The organism is Serpentinimonas sp. SMBJO2 (assembly GCF_056341105.1).
Genome location: NZ_CP150628.1, coordinates 1,396,035 through 1,420,644, shown reverse-complemented (window position 1 = coordinate 1,420,644; position 24,610 = coordinate 1,396,035). Strand labels below are relative to the sequence as shown.

The following is a 24,610-nucleotide window of genomic DNA, read 5'->3' as shown; positions in this document are numbered from 1 at the left end:
CAGGCACGGCATGAGCCATGCTGGGCTGGCCCGAGCGCACTGCGCGCTCTAAGGACCATGGGGCGGCCGACCAGAGGATCGAAAGCCCTTGATTATAGCATCCGGATCAGGTTTGATCGGCGTCACGCTGCGGGCTTACCGATGCCGCCGGACACAGATCGGGCCGCAGGCGTGCGGTGGCTGCGCGGCGCTGCTGCGCCCGCCAGGCCTCGATGCGCGCATGGTGGCCCGACAGCAACACCTCGGGCACTGCGGCCTCGCCCAGCGGACCGCTCCAGCGCTCGGGCCGGGTGTAATGCGGGCAGTCGAGCAAGCCGTCGATGGCCGGGTTGAAGCTGTCTTGTAGGTGGCTTTGCGCGTCGTTGAGCACACCGGGCAACAGCCGCGCCACGGCGTCGAGCAGGGCCAGCGCCGCCAGCTCGCCCCCCGAGAGCACAAAATCGCCCAAACTGATCTGGCCATCCACACACTGGTCGATGAAGCGCTGGTCAATCCCTTCGTAGCGCCCGCACACCAAAATGCCGCCGCTGCCCTGCGCCTGCTCGGCCACCAAAGCGTGGTCGAGCCGCCGGCCCTGCGGCGCAAACAACAGCGTGGGCCCCAATGGCAGGCCCAGCTGCGCGCGCTCGCTTCGGATCGCCTCCCAGCAGCGGCGCAAGGGCTCGGCCAGCATCACCATGCCGGGGCCGCCGCCAAAGGGGCGGTCGTCCACACGCCGGTAGGCGCCGTCGGCGAAGTCGCGCAAGGGCCACAGACGCAACTGCAAGGCCCCCGACTCGTAGGCCCGGCTCGTGATGCCGTGGCGCATGAAGGGCTCGAACAGCTCGGGGAACAGGGTGATGAGGTCAAAGCGCATGGCCACGGCGCCCTGCACGGCGGCAGCGGCGCTCAATAATCCAGTTGCCAATCGACCGTGATGCGCCGCGAAGGCAGATCGACCGCATCGACGTAGGCGGCGACAAAGGGAATCAGGCGCTCGGCCAGCTTGCCCTCGGCCAGGTATTCCAGACACAGCACGCTGTGCGGCCCGGTGCTGAGCAGATCGCGCACCACCCCGAGCGCCTCGCCTTGGCGGTTGACCACCTCGAGCCCGATCAGATCGACCCAGTAATACTCGTCATCGGACGCAGCGGCCGGGAAATCGGCGCGCGCGACCAGGATGCGCGCACCCTTGAGCGCCTCGGCGGCGTTGCGGTCGGGCACCTCGGCCAGTTGCGCCACCAGACCGTCGGCGTGGCGCTTGATGCCGTGCACCTGCACCTGCACACTGCCTTCAAAAGCGTCAAAGCCCCTGGCAAAAGGGGCTTCGGGCGGCAACAGGTACCAGCGCCAAGCGTGCAGCAAGGCATCGGGGGTGGCGCTGTGGCTGTGCAGCCGCACCCAACCCTTGATGCCCCACGCCTCCTGTATGCGGCCCAATTCGACCGCATCAGCGGGCAGCGGTGCGGGCTTCAGTGCGGCAAGTGCGGCCATGGGTCCAAGGGCAACGCCAGCGGCCGAACCCCAGCCCGCTCAGACCGCTGGCGCCGATGGCGCAACGGCTTTGGCGGCCTGCTTGAACAGGCGCACTGCCGTGTCAGAGGGCTGCGCGCCCACACCCAGCCAGTAGTTGAGGCGGTCTTGCGCCACGCGCAGCGGCTGTTCGCCACCGGTGGCCAGCGGGTTGTAAAAACCGATGCGCTCGATGAAGCTGCCGTCGCGGCGGCTGCGTTTGTCGGCCACGACGATGTTGTAAAACGGGCGCGCCTTGGCGCCGCCACGAGAAAGTCGAATGACGACCATGGTTGAATCCTTCGGGTGGGGCACAAGCCCCCCACAATAAAGCCTCGCAACGCCTGAGACACGCGACTGGCCACCCGACCAGCGAAGCGTTGGGAACTTGGTATTCTAACACCACAAACCCCCATGCACCCGATTTGCCTCCCAGCGCCAGAGATCAAACCCCCACCAGCCACGACAGCAGCAGCATCCAGCCGCTCAGGGTGAGCAGCGCCAGCAGGGTCGAGACGCCCATGGCGGCGGTGGTCAGGTCTTGCACCACCTGGTAGCGCTGGGCAAACAAAAACACATTGGCTCCGATCGGCAGACCGGCGGCCACCACCAGCACCACCAGCGCCAGGCCATCGATGCCCAAAGCCCAGGCGCTGGCCCCCACCATCAGGGGCAACAGCAGGTTTTTGCTCACCGCCAGTGCCAGCGCGGGGCCCCAGTGGCCGCGCAGGCTCAAGCCCGCCAGACTCACTCCCACCAGCACCAGCGCCAGCGGGCCAAAGGCGCTGCCCAGCAGCTGCAGCGGCAGCTGCACCACCCCGGGCAGCGTCCAGCCGGTCTGGGCAAACAGCAGGCCGCAGAGGATGGGCAGCGGCACCGGATGGATGAGCGCGCTTTTCATGGCCGACACCGCGATCAGGGCGACGCGCCGTGGCGTCAATGGGGAGGAGCGCTGGGCTCGCGCCTCGCGCGCCTGCGCCAGCTCGAGCATGATCGTCGCCGCCGTGAGCAAGACCAGCGAATGCACAGAAATCAGCGTCAGCAGCGTCACCAGCCCGGCTTGGCCATAGGCCAGCTTGACCAGCGTGATGCCGATCATCACCAGATTGCTGAAGGTGCCCGCCAAGGCCAGCACCACGCTGCGGCAGCTCAAACCACGCAGCAGCACGCTGAGGCCAAACAACGCCCCGACGGCCAAAAAATAAGCCCCCACCGGGCGCAGGTCGAGCTCGTCGATCTGCACCGTGCTCATGGTGTGAAACAGCAGCGCCGGACCCAGCACCAAAAACACGAGGTTCGACAGATCGGGCACCGACTCGGTGCGCATCCAGCGCCGCTGCCCAGCCAGGTAGCCGACCGTGATCAGCAAAAAAACCGGGGTCAGCGACAAAAAAACGGGGTGCTCGGTCAAACTCACCCCTGCAGTGTAGCCCGCGCTTCAGGCCCAGCGCGTTTCAGCGCAGCCACTGGGCAAACTGCTGGCGCACGTGGCGCAGCTTGGGTGCGGCCACCGCCAGGCAGTAGCCGTTGTGCGGATGGCGGGCAAAGAAGCGCTGGTGCTCGGCTTCGGCGGCGTCAAAGCGCTGCAGCGGCGCGAGCTCGGTCACGATCGGCGCCCCAAAGGCGTCGGCGGCTTGCAGCTCGTCGATCAACGCGCGCGCCACCCGCTCTTGTTCGGGCTCGGTCCAATAGATGGCGCTGCGGTACTGGCTGCCGACATCGGCCCCCTGGCGGTTCAGGGTGGTGGGGTCGTGGGTGGCGAAAAAGATTTCCAGCAAGGTGCGCAGCCCCACTTGCGCCGGGTCAAACACCAGGCGGATGGCCTCGGCGTGGCCGCTGCGGCCGCTGCACACCTGCTCGTAAGTGGGCTGGGGCCAGTGGCCGTTGGCATAGCCAGACTCCACCTCGAGGACACCGCGCACGGGCTCAAACACCGCCTCGGTGCACCAAAAGCAGCCGCCGGCCAGCACGACGCTGCGCGCAGCACCCGGCTCGTGGCCTGCGCCGTCGCTCGCATCGAGGGCGCGGGGTTCAGATATCGCGGTCATTTGATCAAGCTCAAACCCTTGCGGGCCGGCGCAGTAAAGAATGGTTCGGCTGGCGCGCGCTCGCGGGGCCAAAGATTTTCCTTGGTTGAACCAAAGGTTAAACCCATGCCCAGCCGATCATCAAAGCGGAAGGTCGATTTCCACATGAGCAGAGGATGTATCTTTCGCCCCCTTCGGCTTCCAAAATAATATGTGCCTTATCAATGAGTTGAAAAACACGCTAGGGGTAAACACGGATTGCACCCAAACTGGCCCCCTTGTTGCAAGTCCCTAGTGCAGTGTCTCGCAAATGGCTTGACAGGATGAAGCCGATGGATTCTTGCGCCAGGCAAGGCGCAAGCCCGCAGCCATATGGTGCATATGGCAAGGGCTTGCAACGCGGCATGGCGGAAGAAGACGCGGTTTCATGTCGAGGTATTTGCGAGACACTGCACTATGCACGGTCACAGCCCTGGACAAGCTGGGACTGGCTGGCTTCAGGGCCCGCCAGCCGATGCACGCTACGCCACCGCCCATCCTGAAACAGAAAGGAATTTTATGGAGCAAGCCATTCAATCGATGCTCGCGCGCTACGGCCACGACCGCACGCGCCTGCTCGACATGTTGTGGGATTTGCAGTGGCAACACGGCCATATCCCTGAACCGGCGCTGGCGCCGCTGGCCGCTGGCCTGAACCTGTCGGTGCCCGATGTGGTGGAAACCGCATCGTTCTACCACTTCTTGCGCCTGCAGCCCTCGGGCAAGCACTGCATCTACCTGTGCAATTCGGTGCTGGCCAAGCTCAATGGCTTTGACGCCGTGTACGCCGCGCTGGAGCAGGAAACCGGTGAGCGCTTCAACCAGCCGCGCGCCGAGGCCTTGTTTGGCCTCTTTGAGACGCCGTGCGTGGGCCTGAGTGACCAGGAACCGGCCATGTTGCTCGACCGGGTGGTGTTCACGCGCCTGACGCCAGCCAAGGTGGCCGACATCGTCGAGCAGCTCAAACAGGGGCGCACGCCGGAGCAGATCGCCAACCCGGCCGGGCTGCCCACCGACCAACTGGCTTACGTCGAGTCGCTGGTGGAAAGCAACGTGCGCACCCAGCGCCCAATGTTCTTTCGCAACAAGCTCGACTTGGCCGACATGCTGGCGCGCATGGTGGCCGAGCCGCCGCAGTGGGTGCTCGACGAGGTGGTCACCTCCAAGCTGCGCGGGCGTGGCGGGGCTGGTTTTTCTACCGGGCTGAAGTGGCGTTTGTGCCGCGACGCCGAGGGCGAGCAGAAGTACATCATCTGCAACGCCGACGAAGGTGAGCCCGGCACCTTCAAGGACCGGGTGCTGCTGACGCGCTCGCCCAAACAGGTGTTTTTTGGCATGTTGGCGGCCGGCTACGCGATTGGCGCCACGCAAGGCATTCTGTACCTGCGCGCCGAATACTATTACCTCAAGGACTACCTGGAAGCGCAGTTGCAACAGATGCGGGCGCGCGGCCTGCTCGGGCGCAGCATAGGCGGCAAAGCGGGTTTTGACTTCGACATCCGCATCCAGATGGCGGCCGGTGCCTACATCTGCGGCGACGAGTCGGCGCTGATCGAGTCCTGCGAAGGCAAGCGCGGCACGCCGCGCCTCAAGCCGCCGTATCCGGTGCAAAAGGGTTTCCTGGGCATGCCCACCAGCGTCAACAACGTCGAAACCTTTGCTGCCGTGAGCCACATTTTGTCTGAAGGGGCCGACTGGTACCGCAGCCTGGGCACGCCGGACTCCACCGGCACGCGCCTGCTCAGCGTGGCCGGCGACTGCAGCAAGCCGGGTATTTACGAGGTCGAATGGGGCATCACGGTCAAGGAGGTGCTGCGCATGGTGGGCGCGCACGGCGCGCTGGCGGTGCAGGTCAGCGGCCCGTCGGGCGAGTGCATTTCGGCCGCCCAGGACGGTGAGCGCCGGCTCGGCTACGAAGACCTGGGCTGCAACGGTGCCTTCACCGTCTTCAACAAGAGCCGCGACCTGCTCTGGATCGTGCGCGAGCACATGCAGTTCTTTGTCGATGAATCGTGCGGCATTTGCGTCCCGTGCCGGGTGGGCAACGTCGATTTGCTGCACAAGATGGAGCGCATTTGCGCCGGGCGCGCGCACCAGCAAGACTTTACCGACATCGTGCAATGGGGCAACTTGGTGCGCAAGACCAGCCGCTGCGGCCTGGGCGGCACTTCGCCCAAACCGATGCTCAACACGCTGGAGCGCTTCCCCGAGATCTACCAGGCCAAGCTGGCGCAGCCACACGGGCCGCTGCTGCCTTCCTTTGACCTCGACGCCGCCCTGGCCGCCTACCCGCGCAGCCAGCCCGCCCCCACCCCTGCCACGGAGCTGACAACATGAAAGTCGAAATCACGATCGACGGCCAGCCGGTGCAAACCGAACTCGGTCGCACCCTGGTCGATGTCGCCCCCGAAGTGGGCGTCTTCATTCCCACCTTGTGTTACGTCAAGGGCGAGGCGTGCCTCGGCACCTGCCGCGTCTGCTCGGTCAAGGTCAATGGCGCGGTCAACTCGGCCTGTACGGTGCGCGTGGCCAACGGCATGGAGGTTGAGGTCAACGAACCCGAAATCACCGACATGCGCAAGGCGCTGGTCGAGTTCCTGTTCGTGGAAGGCAACCACAACTGCCCGAGCTGCGAAAAGAGCGGGCGCTGCCAGTTGCAAGCCGTCGGCTACGAGACCGACATGATGGTGTCGCGCTTCCCCTACCGCTTCCCGGTGCGCGACAACTCGCCCGGCAGCGACAAGATCTGGCTCGAGCGCGACCGCTGCATCTTCTGCCAGCGCTGCGTCGAGTTCGTGCGCGACCAGGAAACGGGGCAGAAAATCTTCTCCATCCACGGCCGCGGCAGCACGGCGCGCATCGACATGAACGTGGAACTCGCCAACCGCATGAGCGACGAGCAGGTGCAGCAGGCGGTGGATTTGTGTCCGGTGGGCACGATCTTGAAGAAGCGCGTCGGCCACGACGTGCCCATCGGTCAGCGCAAGTTTGAGGTGCAAACCTTGCGCGCCCGTACCCTCAACATTCCAGGAGCCAAAAATGAGCCTCGTGCTTGAAGCCTTGTCGAAGCAGGAGTTTGCACACAACCTGCCCGCCACCCCGTTCGACCCAGCCCTGGCCGCCGGGCGTGCGGGCAAGATCAAGGTCGCCACCATCGGCCTGTGCGGCTGCTGGGGCTGCACCTTGTCGCTGCTGGACCTGGACGAGCGCCTGTTTCCGCTCCTGAGCAAGATCACGATCACGCGCTCTTCGATTTCGGACGTGAAACGCATCACCGAGCGCTGCGTGGTCGGTTTCGTCGAAGGCGGCGTAGCGAACGAGGAAAACATCGAGACCCTGGAGCACTTCCGCGAAAACTGCGACGTGCTCATTTCGGTCGGCGCCTGCGCCGTCTGGGGCGGTGTGCCGGCCATGCGCAACGTGGTGCCGCTGAGCGAATGCCTGCAGCAGGCCTACCTCGACGCGCCCACCAGCGTGCCCGGCGCGCGCCCGACCATCCCGCTGCACCCCGACATTCCGCGCATCACGACCAAGGTTTACCCCTGCCACGAAGTGGTCAAGATGGACTACTTCATCCCCGGCTGCCCGCCCGACGGCGATGCCATTTTCAAGGTGCTCGACGATCTGGTGCACGGTCGCCCGTTCGACCTGCCGATCTCGATCAACCGCTACGACTGATACTCAGGAGCCAAGCATGAGCAGAAAACTGGTCATCGACCCCGTGACCCGCATCGAGGGGCACGGCAAGGTCGTGGTGCATCTGGACGACGACAACCAGGTCACGGACGCCAAATTGCACGTCGTCGAATTCCGGGGCTTTGAGCGCTTCATCCAGGGCCACCCCTACTGGGAAGCGCCGATGCTGTTGCAGCGCATCTGCGGCATTTGCTTCGTCAGCCACCACCTGTGCGGCGCCAAGGCGCTCGACGACATGGTGGGCGTTGGCCTCAAGCAGGGCATCAACGTCACGCCGGTAGCGGAAAAAATGCGCCGCCTTGGTCACTATGGGCAAATGCTGCAGTCGCACCAAACCGCCTACTACTACCTGATTACGCCCGAAATGATGTTTGGCATCGAGGCTGCGCCCGAGCAGCGCAACATCGAGGGCCTGATCGAAGCCAATCCGGAACTGGTCAAGCGTGCCATTCAGTTGCGCAAGTGGGGGCAAGAGGTGATCAAGGCGGTGCTGGGCAAACGCATGCACGGCATCAGCTCGATTCCCGGCGGCGTGAACAAAAACCTGAGCATCGCCGAACGCGACCGCTTGCTCAAGGGCGAAGACGGCTTGATCAACATGGATCAGGTGATTGCCTACGCCGTCGAAGGGCTGGAACTGTTCTACGATTACCATGAGAAATACCGGCACCAGGTGGACAGCTTCGGCTACGCCCCGGCGCTGGACATGTGCCTGGTCAACGAAGCCGGCGACGCCGATTATTACCACGGCCAGTTGCGCGTGCAGGACGCCGACAAGAACGTGGTGGCGCAATTCGACTACCACGACTACCTCGATCATTTCTCGGAAGCCGTGGAGGAGTGGAGCTACATGAAGTTCCCCTACCTCAAGGCGCTGGGGCGCGAGGCCGGTTCGGTGCGTGTGGGGCCGCTGGCGCGCATGAACATCACGCGCTCGCTGCCGACGCCGCTGGCGCAGGAGGCGCTGGAGCGCTTCCAGCACTACACCAAGGGCAAGGCGAGCCAGATGACGCTGCACTACAACTGGGCGCGCGTGATCGAGATCCTGCTCGCGGCCGAGATGATCCGCGATCTGCTGCACGACCCCGATCTGCAAAAAGACCAGTTGCTGCTGACGCCGCCCCCCGGTGCCTGGACCGGTGAGGGTGTGGGCGTGGTCGAAGCGCCGCGCGGTACCTTGCTGCACCACTACCGCGCCAACGAAAGCGGCGAGATGACCTTTGCCAACCTGATCGTCTCAACCACGCAGAACAACCAGGTCATCAACCGCACCGTGCGCCAGGTGGCGCAAGACTGGCTCGGCGGCAAGGCCGAAATCACCGAGGGCATGATGAACGCGCTCGAAGTCGGCATTCGCGCCTACGACCCCTGCCTGAGCTGCGCCACCCACGCGCTGGGCAAAATGCCGCTGCACGTGAGCGTGGTCGATGCCCAGGGGAGCGTGGTCGATGAACGCACACGCTGACCTTGCGCTGCGCCTGGCCGACTTCGATCGGCCCGACGCGCTGATCCTGGGCATAGGCAACGACGGGCGCCAGGACGACGGCCTGGGCTGGGCCTTCATCGACTGGCTCGAAGACGCTGGCCTGTGCCCGCAAGCGACCCTGCAACGCAACTACCAGTTGCAAGTCGAAGACGCGGACCTGATCAACGGCTTTGCGCGCGTGCTGTTTGTGGATGCCACGCTGGACGCGGCGGTGGAACCGTTTCGCCTCAGCCGCGGCCAGCCGCGCTTCGACTACAGCTTTACCTCGCACGAAGTCTCGATCGCCTCGATTCTGGCCACCTGTCAGATGTGCTTTGGCCGCTTGCCCGAGGTTCATGTGCTGGCCCTGCGCGGCTACGAGTGGGAGCTGCAGATGGGCCTGAGCCCGCGCGCTTTATGCAACTTTCGGGCGGCACAGCAGCACCTGCTCGGGCAGCGCGCCCTGGAAACGATTTGAATTCGCCCCCTTCTGTATCCAACCTTTCAAGGAGTGAACACCATGCAAGAGCGTGAAGTCGAGCGCATCGCCAGCCTGATTTACGAGGCGCCTCTGGGCGAATACATCGGCCGCGACGGCGCTGCCGTCCTGGCCGCCCATGCCGGGCGCGAGCACCGGCTGCAAGACGGCGAATTCCTGTTCCATCAGGGCGACCTTACCAACAGCTTTTACATCGTAACCGAAGGCCGCCTGGCCTTGGTGCGCGAAAAAACCCAGACCCGGCGCGAAGTCACCGTACACGTGCTCGAAAAGGGCGACCTGGTCGGCGAGCTCAGCTTCATCGACCAAACGCCACACCATCTGTCGGTGCGTGCGCTGGGCGACGCGGCGGTGCTGTGCTTCAAAGCCGGCGACATCCAGCCGCTGATTACCGAGCAGCCGCAACTGGTCTACAACTTCATGCGCGCTGTGGTCAAGCGCGTGCACTCGGTCGTGGCCACCATGAGCGAGCACGAGATGGAGCTGCAGCAGTACATCGCCACCGGCGGCCGCGGCCGCGTTTGAAGGCTGCGCACGCGCGCATCGCTGCGCGGCGTGTGGGTCACACGGCGGGCGCTGCCCTTGGCGGCACGCCCGCCTGGGCCACTGCAGGCAAAGGGCCGACCCTGACGCAATTTCTGCTAAGGTATGGCCCCTATGCTGCTCTCGCTCGACTTCCTCGCCATCCCGCTGCTGATCGCTGCCGGGCTGGTTTTCGTCAGCCTGCTGGCGGGCCTGTTTTCGGTGCGGCTCGGGTTTTCGTTCTTGGTGGTGTTTCTCATCGCCGGCATGTTGCTCGGCCAAGACGGCCCGGGCGGGGTGGCCTTCAAGGATTTCGAGCTCGCGTTCTGGGTCGGCAACGTCGCGCTGGCGGTGATCTTGCTCGACGGTGGCCTGCGCACCCAGTACCGCACTTTTCGCACCGGGCTCAAACCCGCGCTGTGGCTGGCCACCCTGGGTGTGGTGGTCACGGCCGCGCTGACCGGGGTGGCGGCGCATTTCTTGCTCGGCCTGAGCTGGCCAATGGCGCTGCTGCTGGGGGCCATCGTCGGCTCGACCGACGCCGCTGCGGTGTTTGCGCTGCTCAAGTCGAGCGGCGTCAGGCTCAACGAACGGGTTGCGGCCACACTCGAAATCGAATCCGGCCTCAACGACCCGATGGCGGTCTATCTGACGCTGGTCCTGATCGGCTGGGTCTTGCTCGATGCCCAAAACGCCGGGGCCGACATGGCATGGTGGTGGCCACTGCGCGACCTGGCGCTGCAGTTTGGTTGGGGTGCGGCACTGGGCATCGGCGCCGGCTGGGGTTTTGCCCTGCTGCTGCGCCAGCTCACCGTGTGGGCACGCCCCAGCGGCGGCGTGCGTGCGCTCTTGCTCACTTCGGCGGGCCTGAGCGTGTTTGCCCTCACCACCTGGGTCGGGGGCTCGGGATTTTTGGCAATCTACATTTTTGGCGTGCTGGTGGCCAACCGGGCCACGCAGTGCGTGGCGCCCTCGCTGTCGGCCATGGACGGCTTTGCCTGGCTGGCACAGGCCTCGATGTTCTTGCTGCTGGGCTTGCTGGTCACGCCCTCGGACGCGCTCGATGCGCTGTTGCCGGCGCTGGGCGTGGTGGCCGTGCTGATGCTGCTGGCGCGCCCGCTGTCGGTCTGGATCGTGCTCAAGCCGCTGCGCTTTGACTGGCGCGAAACCGCGTTTATCTCGTGGGTGGGTTTGCGCGGCGCGGTGCCAATCGTGCTGGCGATCTTTCCGGTCATGGCCGGGGTGCAGGGGGCTGACATCTTTGTCAGCGTGGCGCTGATCGTGGTCATGGCCTCGCTGTTGTTGCAGGGCTCGACCATCCCCTGGGTGGCGCGGCGCTGCGCCGTGGCCCTGCCCGACGAGGACGACACCGTGCGCGCGCGCAAGGTCTTTGGCGACTTCGAGGTGCCCGGCAACGCCCGCATGGCCGATTTGTGCGGTTTTTACGGCTGGCCCGCCGTGGCCGACCCAGGCCTGAGCGCTGCCGATTGGCTGACCGAGGCGCTGGGGCGACCACCCGTCGAGGGCGACCACGCCCACCTCGGCGCCGCCGAACTGAGCGTGCGGCAGATCGAGGACGGCGAGATCATGCGCGTGGGCATCCGGCTGCTGCACCAAAACGCCGCCGAAGCGGCCAATGACGACCCGGCTTGAGGCGCCGTTGCCGCCCATCGGTGCTGCGGCCGGGGTTCAGGGGGGCGGCGGCCCGGCGTAGAGGCGCGGCACGTCGATCAGGCGCGGACCGAGCAGCCGCATGGCACCGTCACGGCCCCAGCGCAGCGGGCCGCTGGCGTGAAAGAGGGTGCCGTTGCGCTGTGAGCGCGCCTGCACCCAGGCGCAACGGCGCCAGCGCGCTTGCGCCCAGCGCTGGAGCAGGCGCGGCCAATCCAGATCGGCCGCCGCCCTGCCCTGCGCCGCCAACGACAGCCCCAACGCCCAGGCGTCTTCGAGCGCCATGGCGGCGCCTTGGGCCAAGTAGGGCTTCATGGGGTGCGCCGCGTCGCCCAACAACGCCACCGGGCCGCGTGCCATCTGGTGCGCGCCAGCCACCGGTGCGCGGCCAAACAGGGGCCACAGCCGCCACAGCGGCACGGCCTCGAGCACGCGGTGCAAATCGCGCTGCGGCAGCAGGCCCATGGCATGCCACAGCACCTGTGGTTGCGCCGGATGGTCCCAACCGGCGGGCTCGGCGGGCAAATCGCCCTGCACCACCACCACCACGTTGAGCCATTCGCCGCGCCGCACCGGGTAATGCACCGCGTGCATGCGCCGGCCCAGCCAAGCGGTGACCGCAGTCTGGCGCAATTCGGGCGGCAGGCGCGCCATCTTGACCAAACCGCGGTAGGCCAGGTGGCCGCTGAAGCGCGGGGCACCATCGCCCAGCAGCTGCTCGCGCACGCGGCTGCGCAAGCCATCGCAGCCCAGCAGCGCGGCGGCGCTCCAGCTGCGCCCACCTTGGGTACGCAGCTCCAGCGGAACCCCCGCTTCGGCTGGCAGTTGCACGGCGTCGATGCGCTGCAACAGGTGCATGCCCGTGCCCCCTTCGGCCTGCAGCGCCTGCAGCAGCAAGGCGTGCAAATCGGCGCGGTGGATGGTGGCGTAGGGCGCACCATAGAGCCGCTGGGCGCGCTCGGCCAAGGGCAGATGCCCCAGGCTGGCGCCGCTGGTGGCGTCACGCACCAGCAGATCGGTGGGGAAGGCCGCGACCTCGTTCAAGGCCGGCTCCAGCCCCCAGTCGCGCAGCACCCGCACCGCGTTGGGCCCAAGCTGGATGCCCGCACCCACTTCCGAGAACTGCTCGGCCTGCTCCAGCACCTCGAGCGGCAGGCCCGGAACCGCGCGCCGCAGCGCCAGCGCCGCACCCAGCCCGGCCAGCCCACCGCCGGCGATCAACACACGTGCTTCATCCATGTTTTTTGCTACCCGCTCAGGCTGCGGCACTCAGCGCAGCGTCCAGCCCCAGTCGCGCAAGGTCTGCACGGCAGCCTCGCCCGCCCCCGAACCGAAGCGGCGCGCCAGCTGCTGCGCCACGTTTTCGCGCCGGGTGTAGTCGATGATCAGTTCGGCCCCGATGACCTCGCGCGCCACCGAAGACACGCTGCCCAAACCATCAGCCAGCCCTTTTTCGACGGCGCGCTGGCCGTTCCAGATCAGGCCGCTGAAGGTCTCGGGGGTTTCGCGCAGGCGCTCGCCGCGGCCCTTGCGCACCACGCCGATGAACTGCTGGTGAATGTCGTCGAGCATTTGCTGGGTGTGCTGCACCTGGGCCTGGTTGGGTGGGCTGAACGGGTCCATGAAGCCCTTGTTGCTGCCAGCCGTGAGCAAGCGCCGCTCCACCCCGACCTTGTTCATCAGCTCGGTAAAGCCAAAACCGTCCATCATCACCCCGATGCTGCCCACCAGACTGGCCTTGTCCACGTGGATGGTGGTGGCGGCCGAAGCCACGTAATAAGCCGCAGACGCACCCACTTCCTCGATCACGGCGTGCACCGGTTTGTCGTGCAGGGCGCGCAGGCGGTGGATTTCGTCGGCGATGATGCCTGCTTGCACCGGCGAGCCGCCAGGGGAATTGATGCGCAGCAGCACGCCCTTGGCGGTGGGCTCTTCAAACGCTGCACGCAGCGACTCGACCACCGCCTGCGCGTTGTTGGGGGTGCCCGAGGCGATCACGCCGCGCACCTCGATCAGCGCCGTGTGCGGTTGCGTCAGCGTGGCGCGCGCGGCGTAGTCGCGCATCAGCATGGCGACGATGAACAGCGCCAAGCCCAGCCACAGCAGGCGGAAAAATATCTTCCAGCGCCGCGCCGCGCGCTGCTCGCGCAGTGCGCCAAAGGCGAGTTTTTCCAGTGTCGCGCGCTCCCACTCGGGGGTCGTCGTTTTGGCGCTTGGCGCCGGGGTGGCTTCGTCCATGGTGGGCAGGGGGTCTGTAGGGCTGGAGGTGGGTGGCACGGACCGTGGGCGCTTGGGCGCCGCATGGCAGGCCGTTCAGGCCCTATTGTCGCCTCTGGCGGGCCAGAAAATGGTGCGATTTTCAATGCCACGCAAAACGCTGTGGCTGCTGCTTTCTAGACGCTGAGTGCCGCCAGCCTCGAGGACCGGGACTTCAGGCCTTGGCGTCTGCCTGTGCTCTGGGCGCATCCTCGAGCAAGTACAAACCGGAGCGGCTTTGCTTGGCTTGGTGCTTGGCGCTGGCGGCCGCGTTGGCCACGCTCTCGGCGTCGCGGTAGCGCCCCGGTTCAATTTTGACCACCCCCAGGCTGACGGTAGTGCAGGGGTGAAAACGCAGTTGGCCGTTGCGGTCCTCGGCGTGTACGCCACCCGCGATCTGGTCGGCCGGGTCGTAGAGTTCGATCGCCTTGCGGTTGAAAGTCTGCACCGCGCACTCCAGCCGCTCCTTCCAGTCGGGGCTTTGCAACAGCAGCACGAAATCATCGCCCCCCACGTGGCCGATGAAATCGCGCCGCGGGTCGCAAACGGCTTGCAGGCACTCGGCTTGCAGGCGGATCACGGCGTCGCCGCGCCAGTAGCCGTAGTGGTCGTTGAAGGCCTTGAACTGGTTCAGGTCGGCATAGCAGGCGATGAAGTCTTGCTGGTTGTCGAGCAGGCGCTGGATGTGCAGCGTGATCGGGATGTTGCCGGGCAAGAAAGTGAGCGGGTTGGCGTGGCGCGCGGCCTCGATGCGCGCCTCGGTCACCATGCGCACCAGGTCGGCCCCGGTGCCCAGGCCGCGGTACAGGCCGCCCTCGGTGATGACAAAGCCCTCGGTAAGGTAGCGCTGATCGGCAGAGGTCAGGATTTCGGTCAGGTTTTCGATAGGCGTGTGGATATCGACCAGCAGGGGGTCGGGATTGGCGTGCATGCGACAGGGCCTGCTGCCGTAGATGTCGCGAAAAAAGATCTGGAGGAACAGGTCCTGCAAGGTTTTGCGGCTGATCAGCCCCACCGGGCGCTCGCCCTCGATCAAAGCCAGCGCATGCAAGCCCTTGTGCTGCTTGAACAGACCCGCCACCAACTCGTGGCTGGCTTCGGCGCAGACCGTGGGCGCCTCGATCAGCAAGGCGCGCGCCGTCAAGCCCCGGTTGCTGACCTGCTTTTGCAGCGGCAAGACGCTGATCTGGCGGCTGTGCAACACCCGCTCGGCATCGGGCAGGGAAGCAGAGGCTGGGTCGGCGTGGGGTCGGCCCAAATAAAAGCCTTGGGCATAAGGCAGGCCCAGATCGCGCAAAATTTCCAGCTCATCGGCCGTTTCGACCCCTTCGGCCACCAGCTTGCTGCCAAAGGTTTCGGCCAAGCGGCTCAGGGCCTGTATGGTTTGCAGCTTGTGGCTGTGCTGGTTGACCTGGCTGACAAAGTATTTGTCGATCTTGACGTATTCGGGCAGCAGCTCCGACCACAGGCGCAGGCTGGAGTGCCCATCGCCGAAATCGTCGAGCGCCAGCGCCCCGCCGTGGCGCCGCAGGCGCTCGACCACGCCGAGGATGGCGCCGATGTCGGTGACCCGTTCGTGCTCGGTGAGTTCGAGCACCAGCGACGACAGCGACAAACCGAGGGCTTGCGCGTGGTCGAACAGGCGCACGATCTGCTGGCGCTCGGTGGCCTGAACCAGCACCGAGGCGCTGACGTTGAGAAACAGGCGCCCGACGCGCGCGCTGCGGCTCCAGTGCCACAAGGCCCGGAACAGGCATTCGAGCTCGAACTCGAGCGTCAGGTGTTCGCTTTGGGCCGAAGCCAGCAGTTCGAGCGGGCCGCTCCAGGGGCTGCCATGCGGCGGCCGCGCCAAGGCCTCGTGGGCATGGACCGAAACCCCGGCCAAATCGACGATGGGCTGAAAATGAACCTCCAGCGCTGCGCTGTCGATCAGTTCACGAATGCTGCAGATTTGCCCATGCCCGGCCAGCAAATTGGAATCGGAGTGCGTGCGCATGGTCCAAACCGCTCCTGGTAAGGTAAAGATCAATCTAGGGATTGTGCGCGGCCTGGATGACAGGACGGTGAAAATCGGGTCCGTCAGCGCCGGCGCAGCAGGGCCAGGAACAGCACCAGCGCCAGCAGCGCCATGCCCGTGAAAACCAGAAACGACCAGTTGGCGATCGTCAGGCCCAGAAAGGTCCAGTCCACCTTGGCGCAATCGCCGCTGCCGCTGAACAGCATGGGGATCACGCGCTCGAGCGGGAAGCTGGCGATCATGCCGTAAAAATCGCGCCCGCAGGTCACGAACTCGGGCGGGTACCACTGCAACCAGCTCTGGCGCGCGGCGGTGAAGGCACCAAAACCCGCCATGAGCACGATCGCCACCGTGCCCGCCAGGTGCGCGCCGCGCTGCGGCAAGGCGGCGGCAAGCAGCGCCAGCAGCATGACGCCGAGCAAGGCGTAGCGCTGCACCACGCACATGGGGCACGGCTGCAGGCCCACCCCATGCTGCAGGTACAGGCCGTAGCCAAACATGCCCACGCACACCAGCGCCAGCAGCAACAGCCAGCGGCGCGGGTGGTGCGCCAACGCGTCAAGTAAAGAGGTCATGGGCGCCAAGGATAGCGCACCCGCGCTCAACTTTCAACGAAGGCGCGCTCGATCACGTAGTCGCCGGGCGTGCTGGTGTTGCCTTCCACGAACTGGCGCTCTTCCATCATGCGCTTGAGGTCGCGCAGCATCTCGGGGCTGCCGCAGATCATGACCCGGTCCTGCGCCGGGTTCAGCGCCGGCAGGCCCAGGTCGGCGGCCAGTTTGCCGTTGGCGATCAGGTCGGTGATGCGACCGCGGTTCTTGAACGGCTCGCGCGTCACGGTCGGGTAGTAGCGCAGTTGCTGGCTCACCATCTCGCCCAGAAACTCGTGCCGGGGCAAGTCCACCGTGAGGTAGTCGTAGTAGGCCAGTTCCTTGACCTCGCGCACGCCGTGCACCAGCACCACCTGCTCGAACTTCTCGTAGGTGGCCGGGTCGCGGATGATGCTCATCCACGGCGCCAGCCCGGTGCCGGTGCCGAGCAGGTACAGGCGCTTGCCCGGCAGCAGGTAGTCAATCAGCAGCGTGCCAGTGGGCTTGCGGCCGACGACGATGGTGTCGCCGGGCACGATGTGCTGCAAGCGGCTGGTCAACGGGCCGTCGGGCACCTTGATGCTGAGGAACTCCAGATGCTCCTCGTAATTGGCGCTGGCGATGCTGTAGGCGCGCAGCAAGGGCTTGCCGCCTTCCAGGCGCAGCCCGATCATGGTGAAGTGGCCGTTGGAGAAGCGCAGCGAAGCGTCGCGCGTGGTGGTGAAACTGAACAGCCGGTCGGTCCAGTGGTGAACGGTGAGAACCCGTTCTTCGTTGAATGCGCTCATGATCGGGAATTTGGGGCGGCTTGCACGCAGCTTGGGGCTTTTGCAGTACAAGGCCCGTGCCGCAATTGGCGGAGTGAGAGGGATTCGAACCCTCGATGCGGCTCTACACCGCATACTCCCTTAGCAGGGGAGCACCTTCGGCCTCTCGGTCATCACTCCAGAGCTTGCGATTATGCCCGAAAACCGCCCCCCCTGTGGCTGCATTCAGGGACAGCGTTCAATTTGTGCTCAGGCTGTCGGTGGGTTGGTCCAGGTCGAACTCGCGGTGCAGGGCGCGCACCGCCAGCTCCATGTATTTTTCGTCGATCACCACCGAGGTCTTGATCTCGGAGGTGCTGATCATCTGGATGTTGATGCCCTCCTCGCTCAGGCAGCGGAACATGCGGCTGGCCACGCCCACATGGCTGCGCATGCCGATGCCGACGATGCTGACCTTGCAGATGCGCGCGTCGCCCAGCACTTCGGCCGCCCCCAGCTTGGGCGCCACCTGGGTGCGCAGCAGCTCGAGCGTTTTGGCGTAGTCGTTGCGGTGCACCGTGAAGCTGAAGTCGGTCTTGCCTTCTTTGCTGATGTTCTGGATGATGACATCGACCTCGACATTGGCCGCGGCCACCGCGCCCAGAATCTGGTAGGCGATGCCGGGGCGATCCGGTACGCCGAGCACGGTGATCTTGGCTTCGTCGCGGTTGAAGGCGATGCCGGAGACGACGGCTTGTTCCATGGTTTGCTCATCCTCAAAAGTGATCAGGGTGCCCGACTGGGCTTCGGTGTTCAGGTCGATGTCCCAGGGCGTGAAGCTCGAGAGCACGCGAATCGGCATGCGGTACTTGCCGGCAAACTCGACCGAGCGGATTTGCAGCACCTTGGAGCCCAGGCTCGCCATTTCGAGCATTTCCTCGAAGCTCACGCGCTCCAGCCGCCGCGCCTCGGGCACCACGCGCGGGTCGGTGGTGTAAACGCCATCGACGTCGGTATAGATCAGGCATTCCTGCGCCCGAATGGCCGCCGCCACCGCCACCGCCGAGGTGTCGGAGCCACCGCGACCGAGCGTGGTGATGTGGCCGCCGGCGTCCACCCCCTGAAAGCCGGTGATGATGACCACGCGGCCGGCCGCCAGGTCGGCGCGGATGCGCGCGTCGTCGATGGCTTCGATGCGCGCCTTGGTGTAGGCGCTGTTGGTGCGGATGGGCACCTGCCAGCCGCAGTAGCTCACCGCTTCCAGCCCCTCGGCCTGCAAGGCTATGGCCAGCAGCGCAGACGAAGCCTGCTCGCCGGTGGCGGCGAGTTGATCGAGCTCGCGCTCGTAGGCGCTGTGGGTTTGGCTTGGCGCCAGTTCCTTGGCCAGGGCCAGCAGACGATTCGTTTCGCCGCTCATGGCGCTGGGCACCACCACCATCTGGTGCCCCGCGCGCTGCCATTTGGCGACGCGCAGGGCGACGTTGCGGATGCGCTCGGTCGAGCCCATGCTGGTGCCGCCGTACTTGTGAACGATGAGTGCCATGAGAGGGGTGCGGTGGAATGGGGCCCAGCGCGGCAGATAGCCGCCGCCACGGGCCCAGGATGCAAAGCCGGAAATTATAAATGCCCTTGCGCCGGCCACGGCTCCCGTCAGCCACGGCTCCCACAGCCTAGTCCAACGACGCAGCAGGCCGAACGCGGCACCTGTGTCCAGGAGGGGGCAAGAGCCGGACCGAGCGAATGCGCCCTCAACCTGGCGACGACGTCGGCTGGTCTGGAACGGGCTGCAGTCGCGACAGCCACTGCGAAAACTCGGTCGGGAACGGGAACACGATCGTCGTGCTGTTCTGCGTGCCGATCGCCGCCAACGTGTTGAGGTAGCGCAGTTGCATCGCTTCGGGCACCTCGCCGAGCACGCGGGCGGCTTCGAGCAGCTTGCGCGCGGCCTGCTCCTCGCCCTCGGCGTTGATGATCCTGGCGCGCCGCTCGCGCTCAGCCTCGGCCTGCCTGGCCATCACACGCACCATGGTCTCGCCGAGGTCGACATGCTTGATCTCGACGTTGGCGACCTTGATGCCCCAGGTGTCGGTCTGGGCATCGAGGATGTCCTGGATGTCGGCGTTCATCTTGTCGCGCTCGGACAGCAGCTCGTCGAGCTCGTGCTTGCCCAGCACCGAACGCAGCGTGGTCTGCGCCAGCTCGCTCGTCGCCTGGTGGAAGTTCTGGACCTGGATCACCGCCTTATCAGATTCGACCACGCGGTAATAGACGACGGCGTTGACCTTGACCGAAACGTTGTCGCGCGTGATCACGTCCTGGCTCGGCACGTCGAGCACGGTCACGCGCAGGTCCACGCGCACCATCTGCTGGACGTAGGGCACGATCAGGACCAGCCCGGGGCCCTTGACGCCGGTGAAGCGCCCAAGCGTGAAGACCACGCCGCGCTCGTACTCGCGCAGGATGCGGATCGCCATGCCGAGCACGACGAAGGCCAAGATGACGAGGGGCAGCAGGAAAGCCAGGTCGAAGATCATGGCGGGCTCCGGATGGGGTCGGTTCCTGATTCTAACCCGGTGGGTCCGGGCACGGTGGGCGGCGGTGCCGCCACCTGCAGCCGCAGGCCACGAATCTCGACCACGCGCACCTGCTGGCCGACCTGCAGGTCGGTTGCGCCGCCGGCCTGCCAGCGCTCGCCGGCGGCCAGCACATGGCCGGCGCCGCCGCTCCAGTCGAGCACCTGCGCCGTGTCCCCGATCAGGGCCTGGGTGCCGGTGACGACGCGGTGCCGATGCGAGCTCAGCGCCAGCCGCGCGATCAGCAGCGACAGCGCCAGGCTGGCCAGCGCGATGCCCAGGATCAGCGGCAGCGAGACGCCGTAGCCCGGCACGTCGGCGTCGATCAGCATCGTCGCGCCGAAGACGAAAGCCACCAGCCCGCCGATGCCCAGCACGCCCACCGAGGGCGTGAAGGCCTCGGCCAGCATCAGCACCATGCCCAGCAGCAGCAGCGCCGCACCGACCTGGCTGATGGGCAGCACGGCCAGCGCGTACAGGCCCAGCAGCAGGCTGATCGCGCCGACCGTGCCGGGCAGCAGCGCGCCGGGGTTCATGAACTCGAACAACAGGCCATAGACACCGACCATCAGCAGAATCAGCGCGACGTTGGGGTTGGTGATGACCGCCAGCAGGCGGGTGCGCCAGTCGGGCTCGAGCGCCTCGACGGCCAGGCCACGCGTCTCGAGCACGACCCGGGCCTCGCCCACGCGCACCTCGCGGCCGTGGGCCTGGGCCAGCAGGTCGGCGGTGTCGGCGGCGATGAAGTCGATCACGCCCAGCGCCAGCGCCTGCTCGGCAGAGACGCTGGCGGCGTCGCGCACCGCGCGCTCGGCCCAGTCGGCGTTGCGCCCGCGCAGCTCGGCCAGTGAGCGGATGTAGGCCACCGCGTCCTCGACCACCTTGGCCTCGCGCGCGTCGCGCCGGGCTGGCGCGGGGCGCACGGGTGCGGCGGGATGGTCGGGGCTGGCCACCGGCGGTGCCAACGTCAGAGGTGCGCCCACTGGCGAGGGCGGCGCCGTTGGCGCCGGCGGCGCGTCGGCAGGCCGCTGCGGCAGCGGCAGGCCGCCACCGCCGCCAACCTGCACCGGGGCCGCCGCGCCGATGCTGGTGCCCGGCGCCATCGCCGCAACGTGGCTGGCGTAGACAATGAAGGTGCCGGCGCTGGCGCCACGCGCGCCGCTGGGCGCGATGTGGGTCAGCACCGGCAGCGGCGAGGCGAGGAGCGCGCGCACGATCTCGCGCATCGAGGTGTCGAGCCCACCCGGGGTGTCGATGCGCAGCACGACTGCGGTGGCGCCGCGCTGCTGCGCCTGGGCCAGCCCGCGCACGAGGTAGTCGGCGCTGGCCGGGCCGATCGGGCCGTCGATCGTCAACTGCACCGCAGTGCGCGGCGTGGCCGCTGGCACCGGGTCGGCGGCGCCAGGCGTGGCGACCAACCCCAGCCAGCCCACAGCCAGCAGCAGCAGCCAAACCCACACCGCCAGCGGCCGGGGCGCGCGGCGATTGCGGAGCAGGGGCGAAGCGCTCATCGTGCAGCAAATTATAGGCATTGCGGTCGTCAGTGCCCAAGCCTGCACACAGATAATGCGGCCAAAGCTGAAGGTAATTCAGTTTTTATGCTGCCCATCCCGACATCATGGTGTGAAAGTAAAACATAAAATTGCCGACGTTTACATTTCTAAAACCTGCTGCCTCTTCCATCCACGCCCTTGCACGAGGGTTTGGGATTTGATCATGCAACCCCTAGACCGCTGCGGTGCACGCTCGGCCTTGGCCAGAGGAGAACATTGGTGGATATCCTGCTGCAATTTGGGCAAACCTTTCTGACCCAGTTCCAGACGCCGACGCTGGCGTTCCTGATCGGCGGCATGTTGGCCGCTGCCCTGGGCAGCAAGCTCGACATTCCGGATGCGATCTACCGCTTCTGCGTCTTTGTGCTGCTCATGCGCATCGGCATCCAGGGCGGGATGGAAATCCGCGAAGGCGACATCACCGCCATGCTGGTGCCGGCGCTGTTCAGCGCCCTCATCGGCATGAGCATCGTGCTGCTGGGCTGGCTGACGCTGGCGCGCATGCGCGGCGTGCGCACCGACGACGCACTGGCTACCGCCGGGCTGTTCGGTGCCGTGAGCGCTTCCACCATGGCGGCGGGCATGTTCATGCTCGAAGACGCCGGCATTTACTTTGAAGCCTGGGTGCCGGCGCTGTACCCGTTCATGGACATTCCGGCGCTGGTGCTGGCGATCGTGATCGCCAACATCGTCCTCAACAAGCAAAAGGGTGCGTCAGCCAAGCGGGTCGAGGTCTGGCCGATCGTCAAGGAAAGCCTGCAGGGCCCGGCCTTGTCGGCCATGTTGCTGGGGCTGGCCATCGGCTTGCTGGCGCGCCCGGAAGCCGTGTTCGAGGGCTTTTACGACTTGCTGTTCCGTGGCTTGCTCACGGTGCTGATGGTGACCATGGGCATCGAGGCCTACCAGCGCTTGGGCGAGTTGCGCAAGGTCGGGCATTGGTACGCGGCCTATGCTTTCGTGATGCCGATCGTGCACGGCTTGATTGGTTTTGGCCTGGGCTACATCGCCCACCTGTGGGTGGGCCTGAGCCCTGGCGGCGTCATCTTGCTGGCCATCGTGGCGGCGTCGAGCTCCGACATTTCAGGCCCGCCGACGCTGCGCGCCGGCATTCCGTCGGCCAATCCGTCGTCCTACATTGGGTCTTCGACCGCGATCGGCACGCCGGTGGCCATCGCCATCTGCATCCCGCTGTTCCTGATTCTGGGACAGATGGTTTTTGACCTATGATCATGGCTGAATCTTCAACCCCACACCAACGAGGTGTTTCTATGCTTCCAGCCAAGAAAGTGGTCGTCATCACCGAAAAAGTCCTGCACGATCGGCTGGTCGAGTTCAGCCGCTCGCTCGGCTCGGTCGGCTATACCTCGTCGCTGGTCAACGGCTCCGGCTACCACGGCACCCGCACCGGTGCCTTGAGCGGCCACGGCGACGTGTTCAGCAACGTGAAAATCGAGTTCATCGTCCCGCCCGAAGTCGCGGTGAAAATCGTCGACGGCGTGATGACCCACTACTTCAACGACTACGCCGGCATTGTGTACACCGAGGATGTCGAGGTGGTGCGGCCCAAGTTTTGAGTTCGCGCCCGGGGGGGGCGCTGCGGCATCGGCTGGCGCGCGCCATGCCCAGCGAACGCAAAAATCATTTCTCGCCGAAAAAATCTGCACGCAAATGTCTAATTTGATGCATGCGCTCGTGCAATATGGTCACAATGCCGATGTCGCCGTTGGACAAACGCCGCCAGTACACAAAGTGTCGCTCGTAACGGAAGAAAAAACCCTCCACGCCCAATTCGGCTGGCACGGGCCGGGATGCGACCCCATGCACATCTATGCTTTCAAAAGCCGCAAACAGGCCCGACAGGTAGCGCTCGGCCTGCAGCTCGCCCCAGCGCTCGCGGGTGTAGCGATAGATCTCGTCCAGACGCCAAGAGGCCGCCTCTTGGACGTGCACGGCGGGCATCGCTCAGGCAGTCTGCTGGTTGCGGGCAATCACCTCGGATGCCGTCAAGGGCTTGTAGCTTGACTCGGGTGCCGCAAAGGCCCGCCCCAGCTCGGCCTTGAGCCGCTCCAAGGCTTGCTGCTCCTGGCGTTCCATGTCGCGCCGGATCAGGTCGCGCACATAGTCGCTCACATTCTCAAATACGCCCTCGCGCTGCACACGCTCGCTCACAAAGTCGCTCAGGGCGGCGTTCAGGCGCACGGTCATGGTGGTGGTGGAAGGCATGTCGGCTCGCTGGAGGGGGCACGGGCTGGAACGCAATCGATCATCTTGCAGGACGTGCAGATTGTCCCAGATTGTCCATCATTATGCCCGGCCTGGCTGCAGCCGCGCCCATTCAGCCGCGCCCAGGCTCGTACACCAGCCACTCACCGCAGCGCTGCACGCGCCCGTGGCCGAGCTTGAGCTCGATGCGGTGCGCGCGCGTGCGGCAGGCGGCGATTTGGCGCTGCAGTTCGTGCAGTTGCGCTGCGCTGGCCTGGGTGGCGTGGCGGCTGCGCAGCCAGTGGCGCAGCAGGTTGGCTTGGCGCTCTGGGCTCAAGCTGCGCAGGGCTGCCAGTGCAGGCGGGTCGCCGCTGTGTTGCAAGTCTTGCGCGGCGAGCTCGCTGAGCAGGCCTTGCGCTTGTGCGGCCTGCGCAGCGCTGCGGGCAAAGGTGTGCAGGCTGGCCGGGAAGGCGTCGAGCAGCGCTGGCAGCACCTGCAGCCGGATGCGGTTGCGCACGTAGGCGGGGTCGGCGTTGCTCGGGTCTTCGATCCAGCTGGTGCCCTGCGCCTGCAGCCAGGCGCGCAACGCCCGGGCGTCGCTATCAAGCAAGGGGCGGCCAAAGGCGCAGCCGTGGCGCTCGAACGCGGGAGGCATGGCGGCCAGGCCCGGCAAACCGGCCCCGCGCGTGAGCGCCAGCAGCACGGTTTCGAGCTGGTCTTGCGCATGTTGCGCCAGCAGCACCCAGGCCGCCCCATGTTGCTGCGCCATTGCGGCCAGGGCGCGGTAGCGCGCCCGCCGTGCCGCGTCCTGCGGGCTCTGGCCCGGCGCGGGCTGCGCGTGTACGCACTGCCCGTGCAGCGGCAAGCCCAGGTGCGCGCACTGCTGCTGGGCGTGCGCCACAAAGGCCGCGGCCGCGTCTTGCAGGCCGTGGTGGATGTGCAACGCCTGCACCCGGCCTGGCCAGAGCTGGTGCGCGGCCAGCAGCAGCGCGCTTGAATCCGCGCCGCCGCTGTAGGCCACGGCCCAGGGGCGCTCCAGCGCCTGCGCTGCTGCGTTCAGGGGGTGTAAGCGCGCCCAGTCGGCCAGCGCCGCCAGCGGGTTGGTCGGCGGCTGGGCCAAGGGCGGTGCTGCAGGCGCGGTTCGCACACAAAGGGGGCCGTTGGCGCCGCAAAAGCCGCTGGAGCCCGTACTGCGCTCTAGACCGCGTCGGTGTCGAGCGGCTGGTGGCGCGCGTGCTGGCTGCGGGCGCTGGCCGGGGCGGC

At 66.2% G+C, this 24,610-nt stretch carries 26 protein-coding genes and 1 tRNA gene; 9 read left to right on the top strand and 18 right to left on the bottom strand.

All coding sequences use genetic code 11. The features are described from left to right. Positions 1–106: 106 nt before the first annotated feature. The 6 genes from trmD to AAAZ40_RS06590 all read right to left on the bottom strand — a co-directional run bounded on the left by trmD (position 107) and on the right by AAAZ40_RS06590 (position 3,685). Positions 107–856: a tRNA (guanosine(37)-N1)-methyltransferase TrmD gene (gene trmD / locus AAAZ40_RS06615; RefSeq protein WP_476661706.1), complete on the bottom strand. Its 750-nt coding sequence runs from the start codon at positions 854–856 to the stop codon at positions 107–109. Positions 857–888: 32 nt separating this feature from the next. After that, positions 889–1,473, bottom strand: coding sequence for a ribosome maturation factor RimM (rimM, locus tag AAAZ40_RS06610; protein ID WP_476659623.1), 585 nt, complete (start codon positions 1,471–1,473; stop codon positions 889–891). Positions 1,474–1,512: 39 nt separating this feature from the next. After that, positions 1,513–1,782, bottom strand: a complete 270-nt coding sequence (rpsP, locus tag AAAZ40_RS06605) for a 30S ribosomal protein S16 (protein WP_476659622.1) — start codon at positions 1,780–1,782, stop codon at positions 1,513–1,515. Between the two features lie 154 nt (positions 1,783–1,936). Continuing rightward, positions 1,937–2,908: an AEC family transporter gene (locus AAAZ40_RS06600; RefSeq protein ID WP_476659621.1), complete on the bottom strand. Its 972-nt coding sequence runs from the start codon at positions 2,906–2,908 to the stop codon at positions 1,937–1,939. A gap of 37 nt (positions 2,909–2,945) precedes the next feature. Then, on the bottom strand, positions 2,946–3,539 hold the full coding sequence (gene msrA, locus AAAZ40_RS06595; protein WP_476659620.1) for a peptide-methionine (S)-S-oxide reductase MsrA: 594 nt from the start codon (positions 3,537–3,539) through the stop codon (positions 2,946–2,948). Next, positions 3,536–3,685 (bottom strand): hypothetical protein, encoded by a 150-nt coding sequence (locus tag AAAZ40_RS06590; RefSeq protein WP_476659619.1) that lies wholly within the window; start codon positions 3,683–3,685, stop codon positions 3,536–3,538. The genes msrA and AAAZ40_RS06590 overlap by 4 nt, the downstream gene beginning before the upstream one ends. Positions 3,686–4,076: 391 nt before the next feature. On the opposite strand from AAAZ40_RS06590, the gene AAAZ40_RS06585 reads away from it, so the two are divergent. The 7 genes from AAAZ40_RS06585 to AAAZ40_RS06555 all read left to right on the top strand — a co-directional run bounded on the left by AAAZ40_RS06585 (position 4,077) and on the right by AAAZ40_RS06555 (position 11,392). Beyond that, complete coding sequence (locus tag AAAZ40_RS06585) at positions 4,077–5,894, top strand: NAD(P)H-dependent oxidoreductase subunit E (RefSeq protein WP_476659618.1); 1,818 nt, start codon at positions 4,077–4,079, stop codon at positions 5,892–5,894. After that, the gene (locus tag AAAZ40_RS06580; RefSeq protein ID WP_476659617.1) at positions 5,891–6,613 is read left to right on the top strand and encodes a 2Fe-2S iron-sulfur cluster-binding protein; all 723 of its coding nucleotides are present in this window, start codon (positions 5,891–5,893) and stop codon (positions 6,611–6,613) included. The genes AAAZ40_RS06585 and AAAZ40_RS06580 overlap by 4 nt, the downstream gene beginning before the upstream one ends. Continuing rightward, complete coding sequence (locus tag AAAZ40_RS06575) at positions 6,597–7,235, top strand: NADH-quinone oxidoreductase subunit B family protein (protein ID WP_476659616.1); 639 nt, start codon at positions 6,597–6,599, stop codon at positions 7,233–7,235. Before AAAZ40_RS06580 ends, AAAZ40_RS06575 begins: the two co-directional genes overlap by 17 nt. A gap of 16 nt (positions 7,236–7,251) precedes the next feature. Next, positions 7,252–8,718 carry a Ni/Fe hydrogenase subunit alpha gene (locus AAAZ40_RS06570; RefSeq protein WP_476659615.1) on the top strand — a complete coding sequence of 489 codons (1,467 nt, stop codon included), beginning with the start codon at positions 7,252–7,254 and terminating at the stop codon, positions 8,716–8,718. Continuing rightward, positions 8,702–9,196: a hydrogenase maturation protease gene (locus AAAZ40_RS06565; protein WP_476659614.1), complete on the top strand. Its 495-nt coding sequence runs from the start codon at positions 8,702–8,704 to the stop codon at positions 9,194–9,196. The genes AAAZ40_RS06570 and AAAZ40_RS06565 overlap by 17 nt, the downstream gene beginning before the upstream one ends. Positions 9,197–9,238: 42 nt before the next feature. After that, positions 9,239–9,742 (top strand): Crp/Fnr family transcriptional regulator, encoded by a 504-nt coding sequence (locus AAAZ40_RS06560; protein WP_476659613.1) that lies wholly within the window; start codon positions 9,239–9,241, stop codon positions 9,740–9,742. A 132-nt stretch (positions 9,743–9,874) separates the two neighbouring features. Then, on the top strand, positions 9,875–11,392 hold the full coding sequence (locus AAAZ40_RS06555; RefSeq protein ID WP_476661705.1) for a potassium/proton antiporter: 1,518 nt from the start codon (positions 9,875–9,877) through the stop codon (positions 11,390–11,392). Between the two features lie 36 nt (positions 11,393–11,428). On the opposite strand, the gene AAAZ40_RS06550 is transcribed toward AAAZ40_RS06555, so the two are convergent. The 9 genes from AAAZ40_RS06550 to AAAZ40_RS06510 all read right to left on the bottom strand — a co-directional run bounded on the left by AAAZ40_RS06550 (position 11,429) and on the right by AAAZ40_RS06510 (position 21,103). Beyond that, a complete protein-coding gene (locus AAAZ40_RS06550) occupies positions 11,429–12,649 on the bottom strand; it encodes an FAD-dependent monooxygenase (protein WP_476659612.1) in 1,221 nt (406 codons plus the stop codon). Between the two features lie 30 nt (positions 12,650–12,679). Next, on the bottom strand, positions 12,680–13,648 hold the full coding sequence (locus AAAZ40_RS06545) for a S49 family peptidase (RefSeq protein ID WP_476659611.1): 969 nt from the start codon (positions 13,646–13,648) through the stop codon (positions 12,680–12,682). 193 nt (positions 13,649–13,841) lie between these two features. After that, positions 13,842–15,662 carry an EAL domain-containing protein gene (locus AAAZ40_RS06540; RefSeq protein ID WP_476659610.1) on the bottom strand — a complete coding sequence of 607 codons (1,821 nt, stop codon included), beginning with the start codon at positions 15,660–15,662 and terminating at the stop codon, positions 13,842–13,844. An 83-nt stretch (positions 15,663–15,745) separates the two neighbouring features. Continuing rightward, on the bottom strand, positions 15,746–16,258 hold the full coding sequence (locus tag AAAZ40_RS06535; protein ID WP_476659609.1) for a disulfide bond formation protein B: 513 nt from the start codon (positions 16,256–16,258) through the stop codon (positions 15,746–15,748). A 26-nt stretch (positions 16,259–16,284) separates the two neighbouring features. After that, complete coding sequence (locus AAAZ40_RS06530; RefSeq protein ID WP_476659608.1) at positions 16,285–17,061, bottom strand: ferredoxin--NADP reductase; 777 nt, start codon at positions 17,059–17,061, stop codon at positions 16,285–16,287. A 66-nt stretch (positions 17,062–17,127) separates the two neighbouring features. Beyond that, positions 17,128–17,220: transfer RNA gene (locus AAAZ40_RS06525), tRNA-Ser, on the bottom strand. A 58-nt stretch (positions 17,221–17,278) separates the two neighbouring features. Then, entirely contained in the window at positions 17,279–18,562 is a 1,284-nt protein-coding gene (locus AAAZ40_RS06520; RefSeq protein WP_476659607.1) for an aspartate kinase, read from the bottom strand. Between the two features lie 205 nt (positions 18,563–18,767). Further along, a complete protein-coding gene (locus AAAZ40_RS06515; RefSeq protein ID WP_476659606.1) occupies positions 18,768–19,553 on the bottom strand; it encodes a slipin family protein in 786 nt (261 codons plus the stop codon). After that, on the bottom strand, positions 19,550–21,103 hold the full coding sequence (locus tag AAAZ40_RS06510) for an NfeD family protein (protein WP_476659605.1): 1,554 nt from the start codon (positions 21,101–21,103) through the stop codon (positions 19,550–19,552). The genes AAAZ40_RS06515 and AAAZ40_RS06510 overlap by 4 nt, the downstream gene beginning before the upstream one ends. 261 nt (positions 21,104–21,364) lie before the next feature. Between AAAZ40_RS06510 and AAAZ40_RS06505 the strand changes: the two genes are divergently transcribed. Continuing rightward, on the top strand, positions 21,365–22,372 hold the full coding sequence (locus tag AAAZ40_RS06505) for a sodium-dependent bicarbonate transport family permease (RefSeq protein WP_476659604.1): 1,008 nt from the start codon (positions 21,365–21,367) through the stop codon (positions 22,370–22,372). A gap of 41 nt (positions 22,373–22,413) precedes the next feature. Then, positions 22,414–22,719, top strand: a complete 306-nt coding sequence (locus AAAZ40_RS06500) for a P-II family nitrogen regulator (protein ID WP_476659603.1) — start codon at positions 22,414–22,416, stop codon at positions 22,717–22,719. A gap of 64 nt (positions 22,720–22,783) precedes the next feature. Here the strand turns inward: AAAZ40_RS06500 and AAAZ40_RS06495 are convergent, their stop codons facing one another. From AAAZ40_RS06495 to tilS, 3 genes are all read right to left on the bottom strand, one after another. Beyond that, positions 22,784–23,104 (bottom strand): type II toxin-antitoxin system RelE/ParE family toxin, encoded by a 321-nt coding sequence (locus AAAZ40_RS06495; protein ID WP_476659602.1) that lies wholly within the window; start codon positions 23,102–23,104, stop codon positions 22,784–22,786. A gap of 3 nt (positions 23,105–23,107) precedes the next feature. Then, entirely contained in the window at positions 23,108–23,368 is a 261-nt protein-coding gene (locus AAAZ40_RS06490; RefSeq protein WP_476659601.1) for a ribbon-helix-helix domain-containing protein, read from the bottom strand. Positions 23,369–23,480: 112 nt separating this feature from the next. After that, the gene (gene tilS, locus AAAZ40_RS06485; RefSeq protein ID WP_476659600.1) at positions 23,481–24,467 is read right to left on the bottom strand and encodes a tRNA lysidine(34) synthetase TilS; all 987 of its coding nucleotides are present in this window, start codon (positions 24,465–24,467) and stop codon (positions 23,481–23,483) included. Positions 24,468–24,610 lie beyond the last annotated feature (143 nt).